The organism is Halolamina pelagica, assembly GCF_900115675.1.
Classification (GTDB): Archaea; Halobacteriota; Halobacteria; order Halobacteriales; family Haloferacaceae; genus Halolamina; species Halolamina pelagica.
Genome location: NZ_FOXI01000006.1, coordinates 183,206 through 205,517, shown reverse-complemented (window position 1 = coordinate 205,517; position 22,312 = coordinate 183,206). Strand labels below are relative to the sequence as shown.

The window sequence follows — 22,312 nt, the reverse complement described above, 5'->3', positions numbered from 1 at the left end:
GGCACCGGTCTTGCCCAGCTCTTGTTCCTGAACCTCCCTACGGTTCAGAAAAGAAAGGGCGATATGCCCTTTCACTCGGGGTCCCCTTATCGCACTGGCGTGCAGTGTAAAGGTTTCGCGCCTGCTGCGCCCCGTAGGGCCCGGAATCTTGTCTCAGATTCCGTCTCCGGGCTCTTGCTCTCACAACCCGTACCGATTATCGGCACGGTGGGCCGTTACCCCACCGTCTACCTAATCGGCCGCAGCCACATCCTACAGCGCCGGAGCGTTTGAGCGTCGACGTGTTCAAACGGTCAACGCGTATCGAGTGTTAGCCTCAGTTTCCCGAGGTTGTTCTCGTCTGTAGGGTAGTTTGGCCACGTGTTACTGAGCTATACGCCGCGGGTCTAACCCGCGCGACTAGCATGGCTAAATCGGACCCCGATAGCAATGACCTCCGGCAGGATCAACCGGAATGTGTACGTGCATCTGCACGTGGGTGGCGGGTCGGATCACAGTACGTGATCGTTACCATCTGGTCTTGCGTATCGGTTACCGTTCGCTGCCCGCCGGCCGAACCGGGGGACACCGAACTACCAAGGCTCGCATCAGATACCGTCCTGCGGCGGACCACGGGGGCGGAATCCTCATCCGTCGCGGACAGCGGAAATCCGGGTCGTCCCCAGGGTGAATCCCGCTGCCCTCTGCGTATTACTTCCGAACGCCCGTATTCACTTAAGGGCGTCGGATCGTACCGGGCTCGCGCCGAGCGAGTCCGGGTGTCACCGGGGGCGACCGCCCCGGCGACCTTCGCATTCCATTCGATGGGTGTCGAGTACTTAACCCCGTCGGAGTATCGACGCTACGTCATGCGGTTTCACGCGGAGTGTTCACACGGGCACGTCGTCGACGACGCAGCCGCTCTCGAGCGGAAGATACTGCGCGGCAGGAGGGCGGCCGATCATCCCACGCTCGCACTCGGGGTCGGGCCGCGTGGTACCGCGCGTCGGATCGGTCCGACGCGGGGCGTCATACACCTGTCGAATCGACGGACGGCGACGGCGCCGTCGTCTACTCGTCGAGGTGCTCGATCCCCTGCTTGGAGACGTTCGCCTCGGTGATGACCTCGGGCATCCAGTCGGGTTTGTTCTCGGGCGCCTCCTCTTCCCAGGCCCACCCCTCGTAGATGTGCACCTTGTCGGTCCCCTTCTCCCGGAGTTCGATCGGGACGCGCTCGGCCGCACTCTCGGAGTCCGCCGGCTCGAGCCGCCGAGCGGCCTTCAGCGCCGCCTGTCGCGGCGTGTTGCCCGAGAACACGCTGTCCTCGCCATCGTCGTCCCGAAGCGCGAAGTTTCGCTTACCGTCTTCTCGTACCATGGTTTCTCTCCATGCGGGTGGTGAACAGGGTTCGATATAAAAATATCGGGGCAAACGACCCTCCTGAGCGCCAACTTTATATACTGCCGATTTAAGTTCTGTTTAATCATCTCGAAAACTAACCGCAATCCACCCGACAGAGGCTCGGGCGCGCCGCAGCCGGAGACAAACACTTTAGTACCGTCTGAAGCCAAACGGAGATAGACAGACCAGATGGTCCGCAAGAAGAAGCTCAGCCCGAGCGGGGCCAAAGACGAGAACGGCGAGTACCACAACGTCCACGTGAACCTCCACGAGGACGAGCTCGAGGTCGCCGGCATGGAGATCGGCGAGGAGGTGTTCGTACGCGTCCGGGACGGGAAGATCATCATTCAGTCCGCGGACGCCGACGACGTGGAACACGACTTCTAGGACCATGGACCTCTACGCCGCCGGGAAACCGCTCCTGTTCGCGCTGCCGGCGGAGACAGCCCACACGGTCGTGAGCCGCGGGCTCGAAGCCGTCCAGGGAACGCCAGTCGAGGACGCCCTCCGGGACCGCTACGTCGTCGACGACGACCGCCTCGCGACGGAGGCGTTCGGCCTGCGCTTCCCGAACCCCGTCGGCGTCGCCGCCGGGTTCGACAAGAACGCACGGATCCCGCGCAGCCTCGCCGCGCTCGGGTTCGGACACGTCGAGGTCGGCGGCGTCACCGCGGAGGCCCAGCCGGGCAACTCCCGCCCGCGGCTGTTCCGCCTCCGGCCCGACCGCGCGCTGATCAACCGCATGGGATTCAACAACGAGGGGGCCGACGCCGTCGGCGCGCGGCTCGACGACACCGCGCTCCCGCACGTCCCGGTCGGCGTCAACATCGGGAAGTCGAAGTCGACGCCGCTGGACGAGGCACCCGCCGACTACCGCTACACGTACGAGCGCGTCGCGGACGCGGGCGACTACTTCGTCATCAACGTCTCCAGCCCCAACACCCCCGGCCTGCGATCGCTCCAGAACCGCGACTCGCTGGCGGCCATCATCGACGAGCTCCAGGACGCCGGCGCCGCCCCGCTGCTCGTCAAGCTCTCCCCGGACCTCCCCGGCCCGGCGGTCGAGGACTCCCTCGATCTCGTGGCCGAGAAGGGGCTCGACGGCGTCATCGTCACCAACACTACCACCGAGCGCCCGGAGAGCCTCACGTCGCCCAATCAGGCGGAGCCGGGGGGCCTCTCGGGCGACCCCATCGAGGAGCGCTCGACCGGCCTCGTCGGCTTCGTCGCCGAGCGGACCGACGTCCCGGTCGTCGGCGTCGGCGGCGTCAGTGACGCCGAGGGGGCCTACCGGAAGCTCCGCGCGGGCGCGAGCGTCGTCCAACTCTACACGGGCCTCGTCTACGAGGGGCCGTCGCTGGCCCGCGAGATCAACGAGGGGCTGCTCGACCTCTTAGAACGGGACGGCTTCGACGACGTGTCGGAGGCCGTCGGCGCCGACCTGTAGAAACCGGGGTTTCGCGACTACGCCTGCACGATCACGAGCGCGCCGTCGGCCTCGAGCATCTCGCCCTCGCCGGTGTACTGGCGCTCGCGCTCGACGCTGAACTCCTCGGCCGACAGCTCGTGGCCCGCGACGAGGAGTCGGTCGCCCTCGATCTCGTACTCGCCGCTCTCGATGCCGGCCTCGATGTCGGGCACGTCGGCGCCGTACTCCGGCCCGACGACCGAGTAGTCGAGGTCGATCCCCGTAACGACCGACTCGATCTCCGGTTCCTCCTCGAGCGTCTCGAGGGTCCCGACGTGCATCACGTTCCGAACGTCGTTCTCGAACCCGTCGATCTCCCCGTAGACGGCGACCGTGTCGAGTTCGGCGTTCAGCGGGAGCTGGCGCTCGCTCTTGTAGCGCCGGAGCGCGCCGACGACCGCCATCGCCGTCTCGCCGGCGTCGTGGTCGGCGTCGATGCCCGTGGGTTCGGGCCACGAGGTCCGGTGGACGCTCTCGAAGCCGGCGCCCTCGCTGTACATCTCCTGCCAGATCTCCTCGGTGATGTGGGAGAGCACCGGCGCGAACAGCTGCAGGAACCGTCGGTGGGCGACCGTCAGCGTGTACTTCGCGGACTCGTCGTCCTCCTCCCGGACGCGCTGTTTCGCGATCTCGAGGTAGTCGTCACAGAACGTCCCCCAGAAGAAGCTCCGCAGGCTGTCCCGGGCCTTCGAGAACTCCCGGTTCGCGAGCTTCTCCCGGACGAACTCGGCCTCGGCGTCGAGTTCGGCCAGCAGCCAGCGGTCGAGCGCCGAGAGGTCGGACTCGTCGACGTCCGGCGCCGTCTCCGGAGTCAGCGAGTCGACCAGCTTCGAGGCGTTCCAGAGCTTCTGGAGCAGCTTCTCGCCGGCGCGCAGCCCCTTCTCCTGGTACGGCAGGTCGTCGCCGATCGAACTCCCGGCGGCCCAGAACCGCGCGGCGTCGACGGGGAACTGCGATTTGACCTCCTGGGGCGAGACGACGTTCCCCTTCGACTTGGACATCTTCTTGCGGTTCTCGTCGAGCACCATCCCGTTGATCATCACCGAGTCGAAGGGGACCTCGCCGGTGTGCTCGTAGCACTTCACGACCGTGTGGAACAGCCAGAAGCTGATGATGTCGTGGCCCTGGGGCCGGAGGTCCATCGGGAACAGTTCGGGGTTCTCCATCGTGAACTCCCCCGCGTCCTCGTCCCAGTCCCAGCCGGCGTTGATCAGCGGCGTCAGGCTGGAGGTCGCCCACGTGTCGAACACGTCGTCCTCCGGGACGAACTCGCCGTGTCCGCACTCGGGACAGGCGTCGACGGGCGGCTCGTCCGAGAGCGGATCGACCGGCAGGTCGGCCTTCTCGGCCATGACCGCCTCGTCGCAGTCATCGCAGTACCACACCGGGAACGGGATCCCCGAGGAGCGCTGTCGGGAGATACACCAGTCCCACTGGAGCCCCTCGATCCAGTGTTTGTACCGCGAGAACATCTTCTCGGGGTACCAGTCCATCTCCCGGCCGGCCTCGAGGTACTCGTCGGTGCTGTCGAGCATCTCGACGTACCACTGGTCCGCGACGAGGAACTCGACGCCGGTGCCACAGCGCTCGTGGACGTTGACGCTGTGGGTGATCGGCCAGCGATCCAGCAGCGCGCCGGTCTCGTCGAGGTCGGCGACGATCGCCTGCCGGGCGTCCGCCGAGGACATCCCCTCGTACTCGCCGGCCACGTCGGTCATGTGCCCGGACTCGTCGATGGCGACCCGCAGGTCCAGGTCGTGGGCCTGGTACCACTCGATGTCGGTCTGGTCGCCGAACGTACAGGACATCACGATCCCCGATCCGGTCTCCATGTCGACGCGCTCGTCGGCGATGATGGGGACCTCGTGGCCGAACAGCGGGACGCGAGCCTCCTCGCCGACGAGGTTCTGGTTGTCCTCGTCGTCGGGGTGGACGAACACCGCGACACACGCCGGGAGGAGTTCGGGCCGCGTCGTCGAGATGGTGAACTCGTCCTGGCCCGCGGACTCGCCGTCGACGTCGGCGGCTTCGCCGCCTTCGCTCGTCGACGAACCGCCGTCGACGAGTTCGAACGCGATGTCGTGGAAGTGGCTGTCCCGCTCGTCGTCCTCGGTCTCGACCTGCGAGATCGCGGTCTCGCACTCGGGACACCAGATCGCCGGCGCGCGCTTGCGGTACTCCTTGCCCTGCTCGTAGAGGTCGATGAAGGAGAGCTGAGAGATGCGCTGGACCCGCGGCTCGATCGTGCGGTAGGTGTTGTTCCAGTCGATCGAGAAGCCGAAGGACTGCATGTTCTCGGTGAACTCGTCCTCGAACTCCGCACAGACCTCCCGGCACTTCTGCTGGAACTCCCGGCGCTCGAAGTCCTGATGCCGAATGTCGAGTTCCCGCTCGGTCAGCCGCTCGGAGGCGATCCCGTTGTCGTCGTAGCCGAAGGGGTAGAACACCTCCTCGCCCTGCATCCGGGTGAAGCGGGCGACGATGTCCTGCAGCACCGTGCCGTAGACGTGGCCCCAGTGGAGGCTGCCCGACACCGTCGGCGGCGGCGTGTCGATGGCGAAGGCGGTGTTCGGGTCGTCCACCTCCTCCCCCCGGTAGGCGTAGGTGTCCTCGTCGAGCCAGCGCTGCTGCCACTTCTCCTCGACGGCGTCGGCGTCGTACGGGCCACTGGGCATGTTGGCTGAACGTTTCCGTGAACGCCTGTTAAAGAACTCGGTCCGGTGAGGGGCGTTCTCCCCGGTCTACTCCGCCAGCGCGTCCAGCCGGAACTCGAAGGCGGCCACGGGCACCTCCAGATCGCGCTCGACCAGCACGCGCGGGTGGAGCTCCCCGATGACGCCGACCGACTCGCCGTCGATCACGACCTCGGCCGCGCGGCCGTCGATGAAGCTGGGGTGGGTCGTTGCGGGCGTCTCGAGGTCAGCGTCGAACTCCCCGACGAGCGCCTGCAGCCGACCCTTGATGTCCTCGTAGGTCGCGTCGGTACGCGCGATGGCGGCCGCGACCGTGCGGTGCTCGGCGACGTGGGTGTTCTCCCCGTCGTCCTGCTCCGCGACGAAGCCGACCTCCGCCAGTTCCTGCGGGTAGCGCCGGTGGGTGTTGTTCTCCAGGACGTGCATGATGGAGGGCAGCGCCCACGTCCGGAGCTGGGTGTAGTCCTCGCTGTAGGCGCTGGTGACCTCGACGGCCTCGCCGCCGCCGAGGGCGTCGGCGCCCTCCTCGACGCCCATGCGCTCGTAGTTCTCGGCGGGCGAGGAGAGGTGGAAGTTCAGCAGGTCCTCGAACCCGAGGCCGACGAGCGCGGTCCGGGTCGCCCGCTCCAGCCGGCTCCGCTCGTGGCGGCCGCCGATGGTGCCGATGTCGGGGTACTCCGGTTCGAGGTCGCCGAAGCCGTAGGCCCGCCCCACGTCGTCGACGAGGTCCGACGGGTGGAGCACGTCGACCCGGTAGGGCGGGATCTCCACCTCGTACTCGGTCCGCTCGCCGAGGTTGGTCGTCACGTCCAGCCCGGAGCGCTCGAACAGGTCGGTGACGTCCTCCATCCCCAACTCGATCCCGAGCGTGGTCTCGATCCGGTCGTGGGAGACGGTTTTCTGCCGCGTATCGAGTTCGGGGCGGACGAGGTGATCGCCCGCGCGCTCGCCGGCCGCGCCGTCGTCGTACACCACGTCGATCTCCTCGATCGTGGCGCCGCGGGCGTCCAGCGCGTAGCAGATGATCGCGAGCATCCGGTCGATGGTCCACTGGTCGGTGCCGGTGAGTTCGACCAGCAGCTCCCGGGAGTCGGTCGTGACCTCGGTCCGCTGGCCGTTGATCACCGGCGGGAACGAGAACAGCCCCAGCTCGTCGTAGATCGCGGGGTAGCGCCCGTACTCGCCCACGAGGTCGGCGTACTCCTCGCCGGTCGGGTGGTCGGTGAGCACCTCGGCGGGCGTCATCCCGGCGTCGGCGTCCAGCGGGACGAACTCGTCGCCCGCGGGGTCGATCCCGCGATAGGTGATCGTCGGGCCGCCCACGTCGGTCGGCCCCTCGTCGCCGCCGACGGGGGTGAGGTCCTCCGGCGGTTCGAGGTCGTTCCCCTCGCCGATCTCGCGTTGCTCGACGCGCTCACCCTTGAGCATCGCGAGGTCGTGGATGCCGATGGCGCCCTTCGCGCGCTTGCGGCCCATCGTCGCGTGGAGCTTCTCCTGCAGCTGGATCAGCGAGTCCAGCGCGTCCTCGTCCAAGTCCACCCCGCGCACGACCGCGCCCGCCACGTACGGGCGCTCGTCGGGCACCGACTCGTCGACCTGGATCGTCCACTCGGCGTCGTTGGTGTCGGGGACGTCCACCCCGCGGTCGTCGCCGTAGTGGTAGCGCAGTGAGCGGGCGACGCCCTCGACCGAGAGCCGGTCGAGCCGGTCCGGCGCGAACTCGAACTGGAGGTCCCCGTCCTCGGTCTCGCCCTCGAACTCCAGGCCGAGGCCGAACAGCTCCTCCTTCAGTTGGTCGTCCTCCTTCTCCTCGTGGCCGGTCAGTCGGCGCAGTTCGTCGGTGTCGATATCGACGACGGGCATCAGTAGATCACCTCCGCGTTCCGCAGGAACTCAAGGTCCGCGAGCGTGCCGTGCAGGTCGCGGATGTCTTCGGCGCCGGTGTACAGCATCGCGAGTCGCTCCAGCGCGAGCCCCCAGGCCATCACGTCACAGTCGACGCCCAGCGGCGACAGCACCTCCTCGCGGAAGATCCCGCTGTTGCCGATCTCGATCAGTTCGCCGGTCTCGGGGTGGCGACCGAACAGCTCGAAGCTCGGCTCCGTGTACGGGTTGTAGTGGGGTTTGAACTGCACGTCCGTGATCCCGAACTGGCGGTAGAACTCCTCGAAGGTGCCCATCAGGTCACGCACCGAGAGGTCCTCCGCCATCACCCAGCCCTCGATCTGGAAGAACTCCAGCAGGTGGGTGGCGTCGATGGTGTCGTTCCGGTAGGCCTTCTCCACGGAGAAGTACCGCTGGGGCGGTTCGAGGTCGCCCTCGGCGGCCCCCGAGAGGTACCGCATCGAGAGCGAGGTCGTGTGCCCCCGCAGCGCGACCTCCCGGGCGAAGTCCTCGCTCCAGGGCGAGTGGTAGCCGTCGCCGTCCGGGCCGACGCCCTCGCGGTGGGCGTTCTCGACGGCCCGCAGGAGGTCCTCCGGCAGGTCCTCGATCGGGTCCACGTCCAGCGCGAACCGGTCCCAGTGGGTCCGCGCGGGGTGGTCCTGGGGCATGAACAGCGCGTCGTTGATCCAGAAGTCGGCGTCGGCGTGGGGGCCGTCCATCTCCTGGAACCCCATCCCGACGAGCACGTCCTTCACGCGCTCGGCGGCCTGCCGGAGCACGTGGACCTTCCCCGCGCCGGCCTCGGTCGCGTCGGCCTCGACGTTGTAGTCGGTGAACTCCACGTCCTCCCACTCCCCGGAGATGAGCATCTCCGGGGTGAGTCGGTCGGCGGTCTCGGCGGCCTCGACGCCGGCCATCAGCGCGTCGACGCCCGCGTCGGTCAGCAGCACCGACCGGACGGTTCGTTTCTCGCGCTCGATCAACCCGCGCTCCGCGAGTCGGTCGAGGAGCGAGTCGTCGTCGACGGCCTCGCCGGCGTCGAGGGCTTCGAGCGCCGTGATCTCCGCGTCGGAATCGGGATCGGCGTCCGGGTCCGCCGAGATCTCGCCGCCGTCGATCTCGCCGTACCCCTTGCGGGCGAAGTTCGACAGCGCGATGTCGACCTGCGGGCCCTCCAGCCCCGAGGCGCCGATGACCTGGCCCATCGACACGGGGGTCTCGTCGGCGCCGGCCTCGACGGCCGCGCGGTAGAGCCGGACCTCGGGCAGTTCGGCGTCGAGGTACTCGCGGGCCTCGTCGGTGAGCGAGACTGTCTCCTCAGTCTCAGTCTCGACCGCGACGAGGCCGTCCTCCTCCAGTTCGAAGACGGAAGTCGTGGCTGCCGCCTCGTCGATCCCCGCCTCGGCGGCGAGGTCGGGGATCGGCTGTGCGTCGGTCGCGCTCGCGGCCTCGAGGGCCGCGACCTGTCGTTCGGGAAGTCGCATGTGGTGAGTGAGTGTTGGGTCGGTCGCCCCGGCGTCGTCGCTCCGGGCACGGTACTGCCCGCTCGGTCGGTTTCGCCCGGTCCGCACCGCTCCCGGGCTCCGCCGACCGACTCAGGCGAAGAAGAACCCGACCCCGCGACCGGCGGCTGCGAGGCGATTCGTGCGGGCGGCGGTGTCGGGCGCCATACGCGGGAAAATTCCCCGAGCGCGCAAAAAGCTTCCGTGAGTGGTTCGCCTGGGGAGGGTGGTGTGGCGGGTGAAGTTCTTCAGTTAGGAAGTGACGGGGTCGCTGCGTCGACGCCCCAGCTTCCAGCTACTCGGCGACCGCAACACCGACAGCGTCTCGTTCGTAGCACACTTGTGACCGCGAAGTGCCGGGCACGAGGCCCGGCACAGCACGGGGTCCCCATTCCTCCCCCCTGCGCTCGCCGTCAGTGGCGAGCGCGAGGCGTCCACCGCCGTCGTGGTGGCGCGTGACGTGAGCGCGTCCCTGCGCGAACGAGCGCGAGGGATGAGCGAACGAAGTGAGCGGATCGGCTGGGGAGGCACGAGGGCGGTGCTGTCGAGTGGGACTGAAAGGGGCCGGGCGCTGCGGGAAGGCAGACGAAGTAAGCACGTGAACGAGCGAAGCGAGTGAACGCGCACAGCGAGGCCACCGAGCGCAGCGCCCGGGGGCTTTCGCGGTGTTACTGACTGACCGAGCAGCGCGAACGGAGAATCGGCTAGAACTGCCAACGAAAAGCGAGTAGGCCGACTAAACCGCGTCTTCCTCTTCCTGCCCGCCGAGCCCGCGCCGATCGCTGTCCAGGTCGATATCCACGCCGTCCAGGACCTCTTTCGCCTCCTCACGTTTCTCCTGGTGCTCCGCGAGGAACTCCTGCATCAGTTCCGCGGCCTGCTCCTTGCACCCGCCACAGAGTCGCTCGCCCCCGGCGCACTCCTCGTACACCCGGGCCGCGAACTCGTCGTCGCTCTCCGCGAGCAGGTAGGCGTACAGCTCGTACACCGGGCACTCGTCCGGTTTCCCGCCGAGCTCCCGCTGCTCCTCGGCGGTGGCGCGCCCGCCCGTCGCGGCGGACTTCACCTTGTCGTAGCCGTCCTCGGGGTCGTCGAGCAGCGAGATGTGGGAGGCCGGGATCGAGGAGGACATCTTCCCGCCGGTCAGCCCGGTCATGAACCGGTGGTAGATCGACGACGGCGCCTGGAACCCGTAGCCGTCGTGTTCGATCTCGACCTCGCGGGCGATCTCCTCGGCCGCCGCAGGGTCGAGGTCGAAGCTGTCGATGTGGGCGTCGTACCGGCGCTTCTCGCCCGGGATCGCCTCGATCAGCGCGTCGAACGCCGCCTCGTTGGCGTTGCGGTCGAGGAAGCGCACGCGGGGGCGGATCGGTTCCTTCCCGCCGTTCTCGAGTTTCTCGACCAGCGAGTCGCGGGTCGCCGGATCGGCGTCGATGGCCGTCGAGGGATCGTTGACGAACGCCAGGAGACGCTCGGCGGCGTCCTCACACCGCAGGTCGTCGGTGTCGACGCCGTCATCCGCGGCCAGCGCGTCGTACAGCTCCCGGAACAGCGCGCGCTCCTCGTCGTCGAGTTCGAAGGAGGCGAACGCCTCGGTCACCTTGAAGTAGCGCATCCGTGCCGCGGCGTCGCGGGCGAATCGGACGTGCGGGTCCTGATCCGGCCCGACAGGAATCACCGTCGGCATCGGCTCGTCGAGCTGTGGGTAGAGGATGTCCGCCAACTGCGTGACCACCGACTGCATGTGGCTGACGTTCGTCTCGCCGCCGAAGCCGTAGATGGCCTCGAACTCCGAGAAGTTCGTCGTCGAGCCGATCTCGAAGGCGAGGTCCTGCAGCACGCGGTTGTCCGACTGGCGGTAGAGTTCCCCGTCCTCCACGTCGAACCCCAGCGCGATCAGCGAGAGCAGGTAGCTCCGGGCGTGCTCGTCGATCTCGTCCCACGACATCCCGCGGGCCGAGTGGGCCTCCAGGTCCGCGATCAGGCCGTACACCTCGCCGCCCTGCTCCTGGTGCCAGATGAGCTCGTCGAACACCAGCTTGTGCCCGATGTGGGGGTCGCCCGTCGGCATGAACCCCGAGAGCGCCGCGAACGGCTCGTCGTCGGCCATCGCCTCGACGACGCGCCCGTACTCGCGGTGGCCGAAGATGGCCCCGCGGCGCATCAGGTAGTGGGGGTCGGGGACCTCCTCGGCGTCGAACTCCTCGATGCCGAACTGCTCGAACAGTTTGCGGTAGTCCTCGATCGTCGAGGATCCCCACGGGTCGAGGGCGACGTCGTCGCTCGATACGCTGTCGGTGCCCCCGTCGGTCTTCGGTGTGGGTTGGTCCTCGGTCATCGGTAATCTCGCCTCACGGCGTGATTCGCTCGACGCAGAGCCAATCTATCTCACCGGTCGGCTCGGTCAGCGCAAAAACCATTCGTTTGCGAACCCCGCCGGCCAGCCGCACGTCCAGCGACAGCTCCCGGGGGAGGAACTCGTGGTCCGGCTCGACGACCCGGACCAGCTTGTCGGAGTGGCCGAGATCGGCGACGCCGTCGAAGGACTCGTACACCCGGAAGTCGGCGCCGAACTTGAACCCGGACTTGGGGACGGCGCCTGCCGCCCGCAGCGCCTCGTAGGCCGCGTAGCGCCGGCGGAACCGCTCGCCCTCGACGGCCTCGGCGTGGCCCTGCACGGTCGCGGCGTCGACGTCGAGGCAGTCGTGATGGGCGAGGTAGGCGGCCTCGAGCAGCGAGAGTTGGAGCGGCCCGGAGTCGGCGTTCCGGCCCGCGAGCCGCTGGCCGAAGAAGCCGTCCGCGTACAGTTCCGCGGGCGGCTCCCACACCAGCAGCCGATCGTGCGTCAGCGTCGCGTCCAGCGAATCGGGGAGCGGCGGATCGGCGGTGCCCGAGGGCGAGAGCCACTCGGTGCCGAGGTAGGTGAGTTCGCCGTCCTCGTCGACGACCGCGAGCACGTGCTCGTCGATGCTCGCGGCCGGCAGCGGCGCGCGCTCGCCGACGACCCGGAGCCGGTGGGCGATCTCGTCGTCGCTCGGACCCTTCCCGCGCGGGTAGACCACGAAGTCCGTCGCGTCGTCGACGGCCGGGGCGACCCAGCCGTCCCGAGCGGGCGAGAGGTAGAAGCCGCGGTCGCGGAGATCCTTGTACACCACGAAATCGAGCACCGCGTCGGTCCGGGTCAGGAACTCGCGGAAGCCCATCGACACGTCGGATTCAGGATCAGTGATCGCGTCGAGGTCACCCCGGTAGAGCAGGTGGGCGGCCTCGACCGGCGCGAGTTCGAGGTCGCTCCCGCCGGCCGGGCGGCCGTACCCCCCGGAGTCGTAGAACCGCTGTCTGGCGTTGCCCGAGAGGTGGACGACGCCGTCGCGAAGGGTCCCGTTCATGGCCCTACCTCCCGGGGCGGCAGGTATAGGGACTGTGATAGGCCGCGGCGTCGACGCGCGGCAGGCCCCGAGGCGACGGAGACCGTCGGTCAGGGGCCGGTCGCCGTCCCGACCCCCGACTCGTAGTACTGGTCGCAGGTGCCGTCCAGGCACCGCCGCCCGGTCGCGGTCTCGAACACCGGGAGCCCGCAGGGGCACTTCCCGACCACCTCCCCCGCCGGGATCGAGAACGTCGTCTCGCAGTCCGGATACGCCTCGCAGCCGAGGAACGGTCGGTTCCCGCGGGACACCACGCCCAGCGGCTCGCCGCAGTCCGGGCAGTCCCACCGACCGTCGAGCGCGTCGGCGACGGCGTCGGCCAGCGAGTCACACTGCCAGTCGACGCAGAGTTCGAAGCTCTCGCCGCGCGCCACCCGCATCGTCGGCAGTCCGCAGTCGTCGCACGGCTCGTCGAGCACGGTCGCGCCGGCGGGGAGCCCGTAGGCGGCGTCACAGCCCAGGCAGGTCACCTCCCCGCCCGCGCGGACGAGCGCGTCGCCGCAGTCGGGGCAGCTACCCACCGGCACGCCCGCCCCCGTCGCGGGGTACTCCCGGCGTCCAGTGGGCGCCTCGGAGACCACGCGGAGTTCCTGCTCGCCGCTCCGGGCGACGATCGAGAAGGAGTCGCCCTCGGTCTCGGTCGTGAGCTCGTCCGCGCGGGTGAGCCACGCGACCGGCTGGTAGCCATCGGCGTCGTGGACCAGCACGGTGCGGTCGGGTTTCACCACGACCACCACGTATCCTCGCTGCGTGCGCTCGCGTTCGCCCTCGAACTCGACGGTGCAGTCGCCCGCGAACAGTCGGATCGTCTCGGTCACGCGCGGGAGTGGTCCCGGCATCACCCTTGAGCGTCGGCCCGAAACCCCAAACGCGATGACGGGGGCAACGGTACGGCGACCATGGACGCGCTGCTGTTCGACATGGACGGGGTCGTCGTCGACTCCGAGGACCACTGGCACCCCGCCGAGCGCGAGGACCTGCTGCCGGCGGTGCTCGCCGGCGAGGTGCCGGATGTAGGCGAGATCACGGGGATGCCCTACCGGGAGATCTACGCGTACCTCGACGCCAACTACGAGACGACCGTCTCGGAAGCCGAGTTCGTCGACCGGTACGACGAGACGGCTGCGGGGATCTATCAGGAACGGGTCGAACTGCTCGACGGCCTCTCGGGGATCCGGGAGCGAGCCCGCGAGGCTGGGGTTCCCGTGGGGCTCGTCTCCTCGTCGCCGCCGACGTGGATGGGGTACGTGCTGGACCGGTTCGGACTGGCGTTCGACCTCACCCTCTCGAACGACCAGGTCCCGGGGCCGGGGAAGCCCGAACCCGACATCTACGAGGCGGCCGCGGACCGCCTCGGCGTCGAGCCGTCGGCGTGCGTTGCCGTCGAGGACTCCCGGAACGGGTCGCTGGCGGCTCAGCGGGCCGGGATGGTCGTCGTCGGCTACCGCGTCGACCACAACGCCGAGACCGACCTCTCGGCGTGTGACGTGGTCTGTGCGGGGAGCGAGGAACTGCGGGAAGAACTACTGGGGCGGCTGACGGGCTGATCAGGCCCGGGCCTTCTGCTCGAACTTCTCGCGGACCTTCTCGACTTTCGGCTGGGCGTGCATCGTGCAGTAGGCGTCGTCGGGGTTCTTCTCGAAGTAGTTCTGGTGTTTCTCCTCGGCGCGGTAGAACGTCTCCAGGGGTTCGATCTCGGTGACGACCGCGTCGTCGTAGCCGCCCTCCTCGTCGAGCGCCTCGACGTAGGCCTCGGCGAGTTGCTGCTGCTCCTCGTCGTGGGAGAGGACGATCGAGCGGTACTGGCTGCCCACGTCCGGCCCCTGTCGGTTCAGCTGGGTCGGGTCGTGGATCGTGAAGAACACCTCCAGCACGTCCTCGTAGCCCAGCACGCTTTCGTCGTACTCGATCTGGACCACTTCGGCGTGGCCGGTGTTGCCGGAACAGACCTCGCGGTAGGTCGGGTCCTCGGCGTGGCCGCCCGCGTAGCCGGAGGTCACGTCCTCGACGCCCGCGAGTTCCGCGAACGCGGCCTCGACACACCAGAAGCAGCCGCCGCCGAGTGTCGCCGTTTGAGTCATATCCACCGGTAGGGCACGGGAGCGTATGTATGTGGCGCGAACGGCCGTCGTCGACGGCCCGCCCGGGACGACCCGAGCCAGTCTCGGGTGGCGTGGAGGACGCCTCGCCGCCCCGCGGGTCCGGGCGGAGAACAGAACTTTAAAGCGCCGTTCGGACTGAGGAGTCACAAGAGATGCTCCCGCTCCAGGTCATCGACAGTTTCCTGCTCAACTACGAGATCGGGCAGGTGCTGTTACTCGTGTTCGCCCTGGGAACGATCGGCCTGCTCGGCCTCGGGTCGAAGAAGGTGCTCGGCCTACATTTCGGTGCGTTCGGCCTGATCTTCCTGCTGACGCCACAGGCAGTCAACTCCCGGATCTACCTGTTCCTCGGGCTGGCGCTGGTCATCATCGCGCCGATGATCTTCTCCGTCGCCGACGAGTAGCGACCGAGCGCCAGTTTTTTCGCGCGAACCGCGGTACGACTTCCCATGCGAACAGTCCGGGCGCCGGCCACGAGCGCGAACCTCGGCAGCGGGTACGACACGTTCGGCGTCGCGCTCTCGCGCCCGGCCGACGTCGTCAGCGTCGAACGCGCCGATCGCACCACCATCGAGGTGACCGGCGCGGGCGCGCAGTTCATCCCCGAGGACCCCGAGAAGAACACCGTCGGCGCCGTCGCGCGGGCGCTCGACGCCCCGGCCCACATCAAGATCGACAAGGGCGTCAGGCCCGCTTCCGGGCTGGGCTCCTCCGCCGCCTCCGCCGCGGGCGCGGCGCTCGCGCTCAACGACCTCTACGACCGCGGGCTCTCCCGCGAGGAACTGGTCCCCATCGCCGCCGAGGGTGAGGCCGTCGTCTCCGGCGCCGCCCACGCCGACAACGTCGCCCCCGCGCTGCTCGGCGGGTTCACGATCGCGACTGCGGACGGCGTCCGCTCGATCGAGACGAACGTCCCGCTGGTCGCCTGCCTCCCCGAGGAGCCCATCTCCACCCGCGACGCCCGCGAGGTGGTGCCGACCCACGTCTCGATCGAGGAACTCGTGGCGACCGTGGGGAACGCCGCGACGCTCTCGGTGGGGATGTGTCGCTCGGACCCCGAACTGGTCGGGGCGGGGATGGCCGACGAGGTGGTCACCCCCCACCGCGCGGCGCTGATCACCGGCTACGACGCCGCCGCCGACGCCGCCCGCGAGGCCGGCGCCCACGGCGTCACGGTCAGCGGCTCCGGTCCGGGCGTGCTCGCGGTCTGCCCGCCGGACCGTCGCCGCGCGGTCGCGGCCGCGATGGTCGAGGCGTTCGCGGACAACGGCGAGAACGCCCGGGCCTACCGCACCTGGACCGGCGGCGGCGCGGAGCTCGTCTGATCCTCAGCGGTGCTGGTTCAGCCGTTTTTTCAGTCGCTCGGCCGCGTCGCCCGCCGCCCCGAAGTACGCGTCCTCGTCGGGGTCGTGGCCGCCTGACGGCCCCGAAACCGTGTTCCGGCCGACGTCCTCGCCGGCGAAGATGATCCCGCGGGAGGAGTTGACGAGCCCCACGTCGACGCTCGGTCCCTCGCGCTCGGCGAGGCCGTACGCCACCGCGGCTTCGGCGTCGCCGCCCTGCGCGCCGACGCCCGGAACGAGAAACGGGAGCTCGGGGACGATCTCCCGCACCGTCTCCAGCTCCTCGGGCGCGGTGGCGCCGACGACGAGCCCGACGTTGCCGTGTTCGTTCCACGTGTCCGCGAGCGCGGCGACGCGCTCGTAGAGCGGCTCGCCCGTGGCGAGTTCGAGGTCCTGCAGGTCCGCGCCGCCGGGGTTGGAAGTGCGACAGAGCACGAACACGCCCGCATCCGTCTCCGAGAGGAACGGCTGGAGCGAGTCCCCCCCCATGTAGGGGTTGACGGTGATCGCGTCGACCTCGTCGAGCACCCGCGCGTACTGGCGCGCGGTGTTGCCGATGTCGCCCCGTTTCGCGTCGAGCAGGACGGGAACCCCCTTCCCGTGAGCGTACGCGACAGTCTCCCGGAGCGCGCGCCAGCCGTCGGCGTCCTCGTAGAACGCGGCGTTCGGCTTGTAGCAGGCGGCGTGTTCGTGCGTGGCGTCGATGATTCGGCGGTTGAACGCCCAGCGCGGCAGGTCGCGGTCGTCGAGGAACGACGGGATGCGGTCGGGGTCGGCGTCCAGCCCCACGGAGACGACGCTGTCGACGGCGTCGATGCGGGCGGCGAGGTCGTCGAAGAAGGACATTACCGGGGAGCCGCGCCGCCGGAGTAAGAACCCTGCCGTTTCGGTCAGCGGTCGTCGTCGAGGGCGGTGTCACTCTCGGCGTCGATCCGGGCCTCGAGCTTCGCGACGCGGTCCCGGAGCGCGTCGAGATCGGCCTGGTCCGCGGCGCCGTCGCCGCGCACCCGGCGGTAGAGGAAGACCGCGGCGGTCACCAGGAGGGCGACCACGGCGAGGTTGAACAGCACCACGAGCAGGAAGACCGCCAGTTCGATCCCGCCCGGGATCGGGATCTGCAGCGGGCTCACTCCTCATCACCCCGCTCGTCCTCGACGGAGACCTCGTTGCCGGCCGCCTCACTGCCGGCCGCGACCTCCGCTTCGAGTTCCTCGATCCGGCCTTTGAGCTCGGCGATATCGTCGTTCTCGTCGCCGCCGACGGTCCGGACGACCAGGAACAGTCCCAGGAGGACCACCGGGACGCCGACGAGCAGCGCCATCACGAGCAGGATGATCAGCAGTTCCGGGCCGCCGGGGAGCTGGAGGAGCATGGCTCGGCGTTGGGCCGCTCGGCGCATGGGCTTTTCCCCCGAACGCCTTACGCGGTTCGCGCCCAGCCGCCGAGCGAACCCCGACGCGTCGCCGCGGGCGTCGTGGTCGCGTTCTGTGTGCGTTTACTGGTTCGTGCTGGTACTCGACGGAGTCACGACGACGCTGGCCACGGCGCGCCGGACTGCCCGAGCCACGACGAGGTGGGAAACTATTTCGGCCGAGAGCGACAGCGACCCGACATGATCGATCTGGTCCACCGCGTCGCCCCCTCCAGCCCACGAGCCCGGATGGTCCTGACCGGCGCCCTGCTCGTCGCCTCGATGATCGGCGTCCTCTCGACGACGATGGCCGGCTCGACGCCCGCGATCGTGCTCGCGGTGCTGTTCACCGTCGCGGCGGCCGGACTGGCCGTCTCGCTGGGTTCCGGGCTCGTCGAGCAAGCCGCGGCCGCGCCCGACGACGAAAACCCCGCCGCGAGTGGGTCGTCGGCATCCACAGCGGCGAGCGACCCGATCGCGACGCTCCAGCAGCGCTACGCGGCGGGCGAGCTCACCGACGCGGAGTTCGAAGAACGGATGGATCGACTGCTCGAGAGCGGTGCCCGGACCGACGAGGGGCGCGGCAGCGATCGGGAACGCGAGCCGGCGTTCGAGCGGTAGCGCGCGGCACGGGAACCGGCGACTGTCACTACCGAGCGTCGTGGACGACCTCGCCGTCGACGACCGTCATCGCCACGTCGATCTCGCGGATCTCCTCGGCGTGCTCCCACGGCGACCGCTCCAGCACCGTGAAGTCGGCGAGCTTCCCGGGTTCGACGGTGCCCAGTCGCTCCTCGTCGAAGCCGGCGTAGGCCGCGCCGAGCGTGTAGGCCCGCAGCGCCTCGGTGACAGAGAGTCGCTGGGCGTCGACGTCGGTAGTGACGGCGTGGTGGATCCCCAGCAGCGGATCGAGCGGCATGCAGTCCGAACCGAACGTGAGGGGAGCCCCCGCCCCGTCGAGCAGCGCGTAGCGGTTGGTCTCCGCGCGGCGCGGGCCCAGTCGGGACTCGTAGAGCCCGCCGTCTTTCGCCCACTTGAGGAAGTTCGGCTGGACGGAGGCGACGACGTCCATGTCCGCGAAGCGCTGGATGGCCTCGTCCGAGGCGAGTTCGACGTGCTCGACGCGGTGGCGCATCCCGCCCGGGTCGTCGGTCGCCGCGAAGGCGTCGAGCACCGCGTCGATGGCCACGTCGCCGATGGCGTGGGCGGTGACCTGGAAGCCGGCGTCGTCGGCCCGCTGGACGATCTCGTTCAGTTCATCGGGATCGACGACCCACGAGCCGTGCTCCTCGGGGGCGTCGTCGTAGGGCTCGGAGACGCGGGCCGTTCGGCCGCCGAAGGAGCCGTCGCTGTAGGTCTTGATCGCACCGGTTCGGACCATCTCGGAGCCGTGGTTGGTTCTGAGCCCGGTTTCGATCAGCGCGTCGAGGTGGTCGGCCCAGTAGTTCAGCCGGACGCGCAGCGAGAGGTCGCCCGCGAGCTCCATCTCGCGGTACACCTCGGGCGCGTAGGAGCCCCGGACCATGTCGTGGATCCCGGTGACGCCGCGCTCGTTGGCGTGGGCCTGCGCGGCCGCGACGAGGCGGCCGGTCTCCTCGGCGTCGGGCGCGACAGCCTCGTAGAGCACGTCGACGGCCTCCTCGACGAGCACGCCGGTCAGTTCGCCCCCCTCGTCGTGGAGGTTCGCCGAAGCCATCTCCTCGGCGTAGCGATCGAGGACGACGCTGTTGACGGAGGCGACGTGCATGTCCTCGCGGAACGCGACGACCGGTCGCGTCTCGCTCACGGCGTCGAGGTCCTCGCGGTCGAGGTAGCGGTCCTCGGGCCAGGTGCTCTCGTCGTAGCCGTAGCCGCGCACCCACGCCGAGTCCTCGGGGGCGTCGGTTTCCGCGGCGTGCTCGCGGAGGGTCGAGACCGCCGAGTCGAGGTCGTCGGCCGCCGAGAGGTCGGCGTGGACGAGGTACTTCCCGACGGTCGTGAGGTGGGTGTGGGCGTCGATGAAGCCCGGGAGGAGCACGCGGCCGTCGAGGTCGACGACCTCGGTCCCGGTGCCCGCGAGGAACTCCACGTCGTAGGTGGCGCCCAGCCGGACGATCTCGCCGTCCCGGACGGCGACGGCCTCGTGGGTCTCGTCGGGGTCGGTCAGCGTGTGGATCTCGCCGTCGACGAAGACGGTATCGGCGGCCTCGGTCATTGGCGGAAGACGGGAGCGGATCGGGCAAAACCGTTCGGGAAGCGGGCGCCCGGGCGAGCTGGCACGTCCGTCGCGGATCGGTAACGGTTTGCCGGCGCCGTCGGAACCCGGGGGCATGACCGACCGCGTCGACGTCGACGCCGCCGAGGAGCTCGCCGAACGCGTCCGGAGCGGCGACCTCCGCCTGTACGAGCTCGAGGACCACGCCGACGCCGACACCGCCGCCGCGGCCCGGCGCCGGGTCGTCGAGGCCCACTCCGGCGCCGACCTGGAGACGACGGGCGAGTACAGCTTCCCCGCCGACCGCGCGGCGGGGAGCAACATCGAGAACATGGTCGGCGCCGCCCAGATCCCGATGGGCGTCGCCGGCCCCGTCGAGATCGACGGCGGCGCGTACGACGGCGAGACGTACCTCCCGCTGGCGACCACCGAGGGCGCGCTGCTCGCCTCCGTCAACCGCGGCTGCTCGGTCATCGGCGACGCCGGCGGCGCGACCGCCCGCGTGACCAAGCAGGGGATGACCCGCGCGCCGGTGTTCCGCACGAGCGGGATCGCCGAGTCACAGGCGCTCGCGGAGTGGGTCCGGGACAACACCGACCAGCTCCGCGAGGCCGCGGAGTCGACGACCAGCCACGGGAAGCTGCTGGACGTGACGCCCTACGTCGTCGGTGACAACGTCTTCCTGCGGTTCCGCTACGACACCGCAGACGCGATGGGGATGAACATGGCCACCATTGCCACCGGCGAGGCCTGCGACGTGATCGAGGCCGGGACCGACGCCTCCCTCGTGGCGCTCTCGGGGAACCTCTGTACGGACAAGAAGCCCGCCGCGATCAACGCCGTCGAGGGGCGCGGACGCAGCGTGACCGCGGAGGTGCTCGTCCCCCGAGAGACCGTCGAGGAGACGCTGAAGACCACGCCCGAGGCCGTCGCCGAGGTCAACACGCGGAAGAACCTGATCGGCAGCGCGAAAGCGGGCAGTCTGGGGTTCAACGCGCAGGCCGCGAACGTCGTCGCCGCGATGTACCTCGCGACCGGGCAGGACGCCGCACAGGTCGTCGAGGGGAGCAACGGGATCGTCTCCGTCGAAGCCCGCGAGAACGGGCTCTACGCCGCGATTTCGCTGGCGTCGATCGAGGTCGGCACCGTCGGCGGCGGGACGAAACTGCCGACGCAGTCCGAGGGGCTGGACGTGCTGGGGATCCGCGGCGGCGGCGACCCGGCGGGCTCGAACGCCGACGCGCTGGCGGAGTGTGTGGCGACGGGTGCGCTGGCGGGCGAGCTGTCGCTGCTCTCGGCGCTGGCGTCGCGGAACCTCTCGAGCGCGCACGCGGAACTGGGCCGGTAGACAGCGGAACGAAGGACTCAGACCAACCGCAACTCCCCGCCGGACTGGATCACTTCCCCCTGCCGTCGCAGCTGCTCTAAGAGTTTCTCGGCCGCGCCGCGCGGCACGCCGTCGTCGACGGCCCGCGAGACGATCTCCTCCTCGGTTCCGCCCTGCCGAACTGCGTCACGAACCTTCTCGTCGCGACTGCGGGAGGACTCCGTGGACACGTCGCCCGCCTCCTGCACCTGGTCGGGGTCGAGTCCGGACTGTTCGAGGTACGCTTCCTCGGACATGCCGCTGTCCTCGACCTCCGCTTCGAGTTCGGAGACGTGTGCCACCTCGTCGAACGCCGCGCTGTCGCCGTGTTTCTTCGCCAGCAGCGCGGCGCGGGCCTCGCGGGCGGCCTCGCGGTCGTCGGTCTCGTAGAAGCGTTTGAGCTTCTTCGTCCGGTGGCGGCGGCCACACTTGGGGCAGGTGGCCGAGTCGCTCTCCTGGGGATCCGTGAGCAGCCAGTAGGTGCCACACTCGGTGCAGCCGACGACCGCGTACATGGACGGGAGTGGTGCGCTTTCGGCCATGAATCCTCCGCTCGCCGCGGCGGGCGTCGACGCCCCGCCGCGGGCCCCGCGCGCATCCCGAGGCTTATCCCCGCCTCCACCGACTTCCGAGTATGCGCGTGCTGGTCACCGGATCGGAGGGTCGCGTCGCCTCGGGAATCAAGCAACACCTGGATGGATCGCTCGCCGGCGCGCAGTCGGCCGGCGAGGGAGACGAGGACCACGAGTTCGTCTACCTCGACCGCGAGGACGCGCCGGACGTGGACTACGTCGCCGACGTGGCGGAGTACGAGGCCATCCGCCCGGCGTTCGACGGCGTCGACGCGGTGGTCCATCTCGCCGCGAACCCGACGACGGAGGCGTCCTGGGAGTCGGTGCAGGAGAGCAACATCGCCGGCACCCGCAACGTGCTCGAGGCCGCGTCGGACGCCGAGGTCGAGCGCGTCCTCTTCGCCTCCTCGATCCACGCCGCCGGGATGTGGGAGGAGGAGGGGAAACCCGACGTGTACGACCTCGACGACGACACCGACGTCACCGTCGACGACGACGAGCGGCCGGACTCGTACTACGGCGTCTCCAAGGCCTACGGCGAGGACATCGGTCGGTTCTACGTGGAGACGCGGGAGTACCCCAAGCGGTTCTACGCGGCCCGGATCGCCAGCGTTCGCGGCGGGAACTACGACAACCCCTACGGCGACGCCGAGCGGGGCGTCGAGAACGGCGACTGGGAGCGCGGGAGCGAGCAGTACACCGAGCAGGTGAAGCGGCTGAAGGGGACGTGGCTCTCGCTGCGGGACTGGGCCCAGTTGGTGGATCTCTGTCTGGAAGACGAGGAGACGGAGTTCGGCATCTTCTTCGCGACCAGCGACAACCAGCGGAGTTGGTTCGACCTGGAGCACACGAAGGAGCTGTTGGGGTACGAGCCGCAGGACTCCGCGAGCGACTGGCAGTCGCCGCCGCCGGAGCTGTTGGAGTAACTTCGCCGGAAGCTGAGGAACTATACGGCTGCCCCCGCCACAC

At 69.3% G+C, this 22,312-nt stretch carries 20 protein-coding genes, 1 rRNA gene and 2 pseudogenes; 8 read left to right on the top strand and 15 right to left on the bottom strand.

What is annotated here, in order from left to right; genetic code table 11:
* Positions 1–456, bottom strand: a 16S ribosomal RNA gene (locus BMZ83_RS10430); the annotation flags it as partial.
* A gap of 594 nt (positions 457–1,050) precedes the next feature.
* Positions 1,051–1,356, bottom strand: coding sequence for a non-histone chromosomal MC1 family protein (locus BMZ83_RS10425; RefSeq protein ID WP_074878369.1), 306 nt, complete (start codon positions 1,354–1,356; stop codon positions 1,051–1,053).
* Between the two features lie 213 nt (positions 1,357–1,569).
* Here BMZ83_RS10425 and BMZ83_RS10420 point away from each other — a divergent pair, with 213 nt between their 5' ends.
* Positions 1,570–1,767, top strand: a complete 198-nt coding sequence (locus tag BMZ83_RS10420) for a SymE family type I addiction module toxin (protein ID WP_049981376.1) — start codon at positions 1,570–1,572, stop codon at positions 1,765–1,767.
* A 4-nt stretch (positions 1,768–1,771) separates the two neighbouring features.
* Positions 1,772–2,827, top strand: coding sequence for a quinone-dependent dihydroorotate dehydrogenase (locus BMZ83_RS10415; RefSeq protein WP_074878367.1), 1,056 nt, complete (start codon positions 1,772–1,774; stop codon positions 2,825–2,827).
* 17 nt (positions 2,828–2,844) lie between these two features.
* Here BMZ83_RS10415 and BMZ83_RS10410 read toward each other — a convergent pair whose 3' ends face one another.
* The 7 genes and pseudogenes from BMZ83_RS10410 to BMZ83_RS10385 all read right to left on the bottom strand — a co-directional run bounded on the left by BMZ83_RS10410 (position 2,845) and on the right by BMZ83_RS10385 (position 13,194).
* Positions 2,845–5,523, bottom strand: a complete 2,679-nt coding sequence (locus BMZ83_RS10410) for a valine--tRNA ligase (protein ID WP_074878364.1) — start codon at positions 5,521–5,523, stop codon at positions 2,845–2,847.
* 66 nt (positions 5,524–5,589) lie between these two features.
* A pseudogene (pheT, locus tag BMZ83_RS10405) lies at positions 5,590–6,858 on the bottom strand (phenylalanine--tRNA ligase subunit beta); the annotation flags it as partial.
* A 98-nt stretch (positions 6,859–6,956) separates the two neighbouring features.
* Positions 6,957–7,404: pseudogene (locus BMZ83_RS17455) on the bottom strand (phenylalanine--tRNA ligase subunit beta); the annotation flags it as partial.
* Complete coding sequence (pheS, locus tag BMZ83_RS10400; protein ID WP_074878392.1) at positions 7,404–8,909, bottom strand: phenylalanine--tRNA ligase subunit alpha; 1,506 nt, start codon at positions 8,907–8,909, stop codon at positions 7,404–7,406. The gene pheS and the pseudogene BMZ83_RS17455, both read right to left, overlap by 1 nt.
* Before the next feature lie 754 nt (positions 8,910–9,663).
* The gene (locus BMZ83_RS10395) at positions 9,664–11,265 is read right to left on the bottom strand and encodes a tryptophan--tRNA ligase (protein WP_074878359.1); all 1,602 of its coding nucleotides are present in this window, start codon (positions 11,263–11,265) and stop codon (positions 9,664–9,666) included.
* A 13-nt stretch (positions 11,266–11,278) separates the two neighbouring features.
* Positions 11,279–12,316: a tRNA-intron lyase gene (gene endA, locus BMZ83_RS10390; RefSeq protein ID WP_074878357.1), complete on the bottom strand. Its 1,038-nt coding sequence runs from the start codon at positions 12,314–12,316 to the stop codon at positions 11,279–11,281.
* Positions 12,317–12,405: 89 nt separating this feature from the next.
* Positions 12,406–13,194 carry a PDDEXK family nuclease gene (locus tag BMZ83_RS10385; RefSeq protein ID WP_074878356.1) on the bottom strand — a complete coding sequence of 263 codons (789 nt, stop codon included), beginning with the start codon at positions 13,192–13,194 and terminating at the stop codon, positions 12,406–12,408.
* A gap of 60 nt (positions 13,195–13,254) precedes the next feature.
* Here BMZ83_RS10385 and BMZ83_RS10380 point away from each other — a divergent pair, with 60 nt between their 5' ends.
* Positions 13,255–13,902, top strand: coding sequence for an HAD family hydrolase (locus tag BMZ83_RS10380; protein ID WP_074878354.1), 648 nt, complete (start codon positions 13,255–13,257; stop codon positions 13,900–13,902).
* On the opposite strand, the gene msrA is transcribed toward BMZ83_RS10380, so the two are convergent.
* A complete protein-coding gene (gene msrA, locus BMZ83_RS10375; RefSeq protein ID WP_074878351.1) occupies positions 13,903–14,436 on the bottom strand; it encodes a peptide-methionine (S)-S-oxide reductase MsrA in 534 nt (177 codons plus the stop codon).
* 173 nt (positions 14,437–14,609) lie between these two features.
* On the opposite strand from msrA, the gene BMZ83_RS10370 reads away from it, so the two are divergent.
* Both BMZ83_RS10370 and BMZ83_RS10365 read left to right on the top strand, forming a co-directional pair.
* A complete protein-coding gene (locus tag BMZ83_RS10370) occupies positions 14,610–14,861 on the top strand; it encodes a hypothetical protein (RefSeq protein ID WP_074878350.1) in 252 nt (83 codons plus the stop codon).
* 45 nt (positions 14,862–14,906) lie between these two features.
* Positions 14,907–15,782 carry a homoserine kinase gene (locus BMZ83_RS10365; RefSeq protein WP_074878348.1) on the top strand — a complete coding sequence of 292 codons (876 nt, stop codon included), beginning with the start codon at positions 14,907–14,909 and terminating at the stop codon, positions 15,780–15,782.
* Between the two features lie 3 nt (positions 15,783–15,785).
* Here the strand turns inward: BMZ83_RS10365 and pyrF are convergent, their stop codons facing one another.
* Genes pyrF through BMZ83_RS10350 form a run of 3 tightly spaced genes read right to left on the bottom strand, consistent with a single transcriptional unit; the run spans position 15,786 to position 17,172 of the window.
* Positions 15,786–16,646 carry an orotidine-5'-phosphate decarboxylase gene (gene pyrF, locus BMZ83_RS10360; protein ID WP_074878346.1) on the bottom strand — a complete coding sequence of 287 codons (861 nt, stop codon included), beginning with the start codon at positions 16,644–16,646 and terminating at the stop codon, positions 15,786–15,788.
* Positions 16,647–16,690: 44 nt separating this feature from the next.
* Positions 16,691–16,930, bottom strand: coding sequence for a hypothetical protein (locus BMZ83_RS10355; RefSeq protein ID WP_074878343.1), 240 nt, complete (start codon positions 16,928–16,930; stop codon positions 16,691–16,693).
* Positions 16,927–17,172, bottom strand: a complete 246-nt coding sequence (locus BMZ83_RS10350) for a hypothetical protein (RefSeq protein WP_074878340.1) — start codon at positions 17,170–17,172, stop codon at positions 16,927–16,929. The genes BMZ83_RS10355 and BMZ83_RS10350 overlap by 4 nt, the downstream gene beginning before the upstream one ends.
* A gap of 240 nt (positions 17,173–17,412) precedes the next feature.
* On the opposite strand from BMZ83_RS10350, the gene BMZ83_RS10345 reads away from it, so the two are divergent.
* On the top strand, positions 17,413–17,832 hold the full coding sequence (locus BMZ83_RS10345) for an SHOCT domain-containing protein (protein WP_074878338.1): 420 nt from the start codon (positions 17,413–17,415) through the stop codon (positions 17,830–17,832).
* Between the two features lie 28 nt (positions 17,833–17,860).
* On the opposite strand, the gene BMZ83_RS10340 is transcribed toward BMZ83_RS10345, so the two are convergent.
* On the bottom strand, positions 17,861–19,405 hold the full coding sequence (locus tag BMZ83_RS10340; protein WP_074878336.1) for an amidohydrolase: 1,545 nt from the start codon (positions 19,403–19,405) through the stop codon (positions 17,861–17,863).
* 115 nt (positions 19,406–19,520) lie between these two features.
* On the opposite strand from BMZ83_RS10340, the gene hmgA reads away from it, so the two are divergent.
* Positions 19,521–20,753 carry a hydroxymethylglutaryl-CoA reductase (NADPH) gene (gene hmgA, locus BMZ83_RS10335; protein ID WP_074878334.1) on the top strand — a complete coding sequence of 411 codons (1,233 nt, stop codon included), beginning with the start codon at positions 19,521–19,523 and terminating at the stop codon, positions 20,751–20,753.
* A 17-nt stretch (positions 20,754–20,770) separates the two neighbouring features.
* Here hmgA and BMZ83_RS10330 read toward each other — a convergent pair whose 3' ends face one another.
* Entirely contained in the window at positions 20,771–21,286 is a 516-nt protein-coding gene (locus tag BMZ83_RS10330; RefSeq protein WP_074878332.1) for a DUF5817 domain-containing protein, read from the bottom strand.
* A 119-nt stretch (positions 21,287–21,405) separates the two neighbouring features.
* On the opposite strand from BMZ83_RS10330, the gene BMZ83_RS10325 reads away from it, so the two are divergent.
* Positions 21,406–22,269 carry an NAD-dependent epimerase/dehydratase family protein gene (locus BMZ83_RS10325; protein ID WP_074878330.1) on the top strand — a complete coding sequence of 288 codons (864 nt, stop codon included), beginning with the start codon at positions 21,406–21,408 and terminating at the stop codon, positions 22,267–22,269.
* Positions 22,270–22,312: the final 43 nt, after the last annotated feature.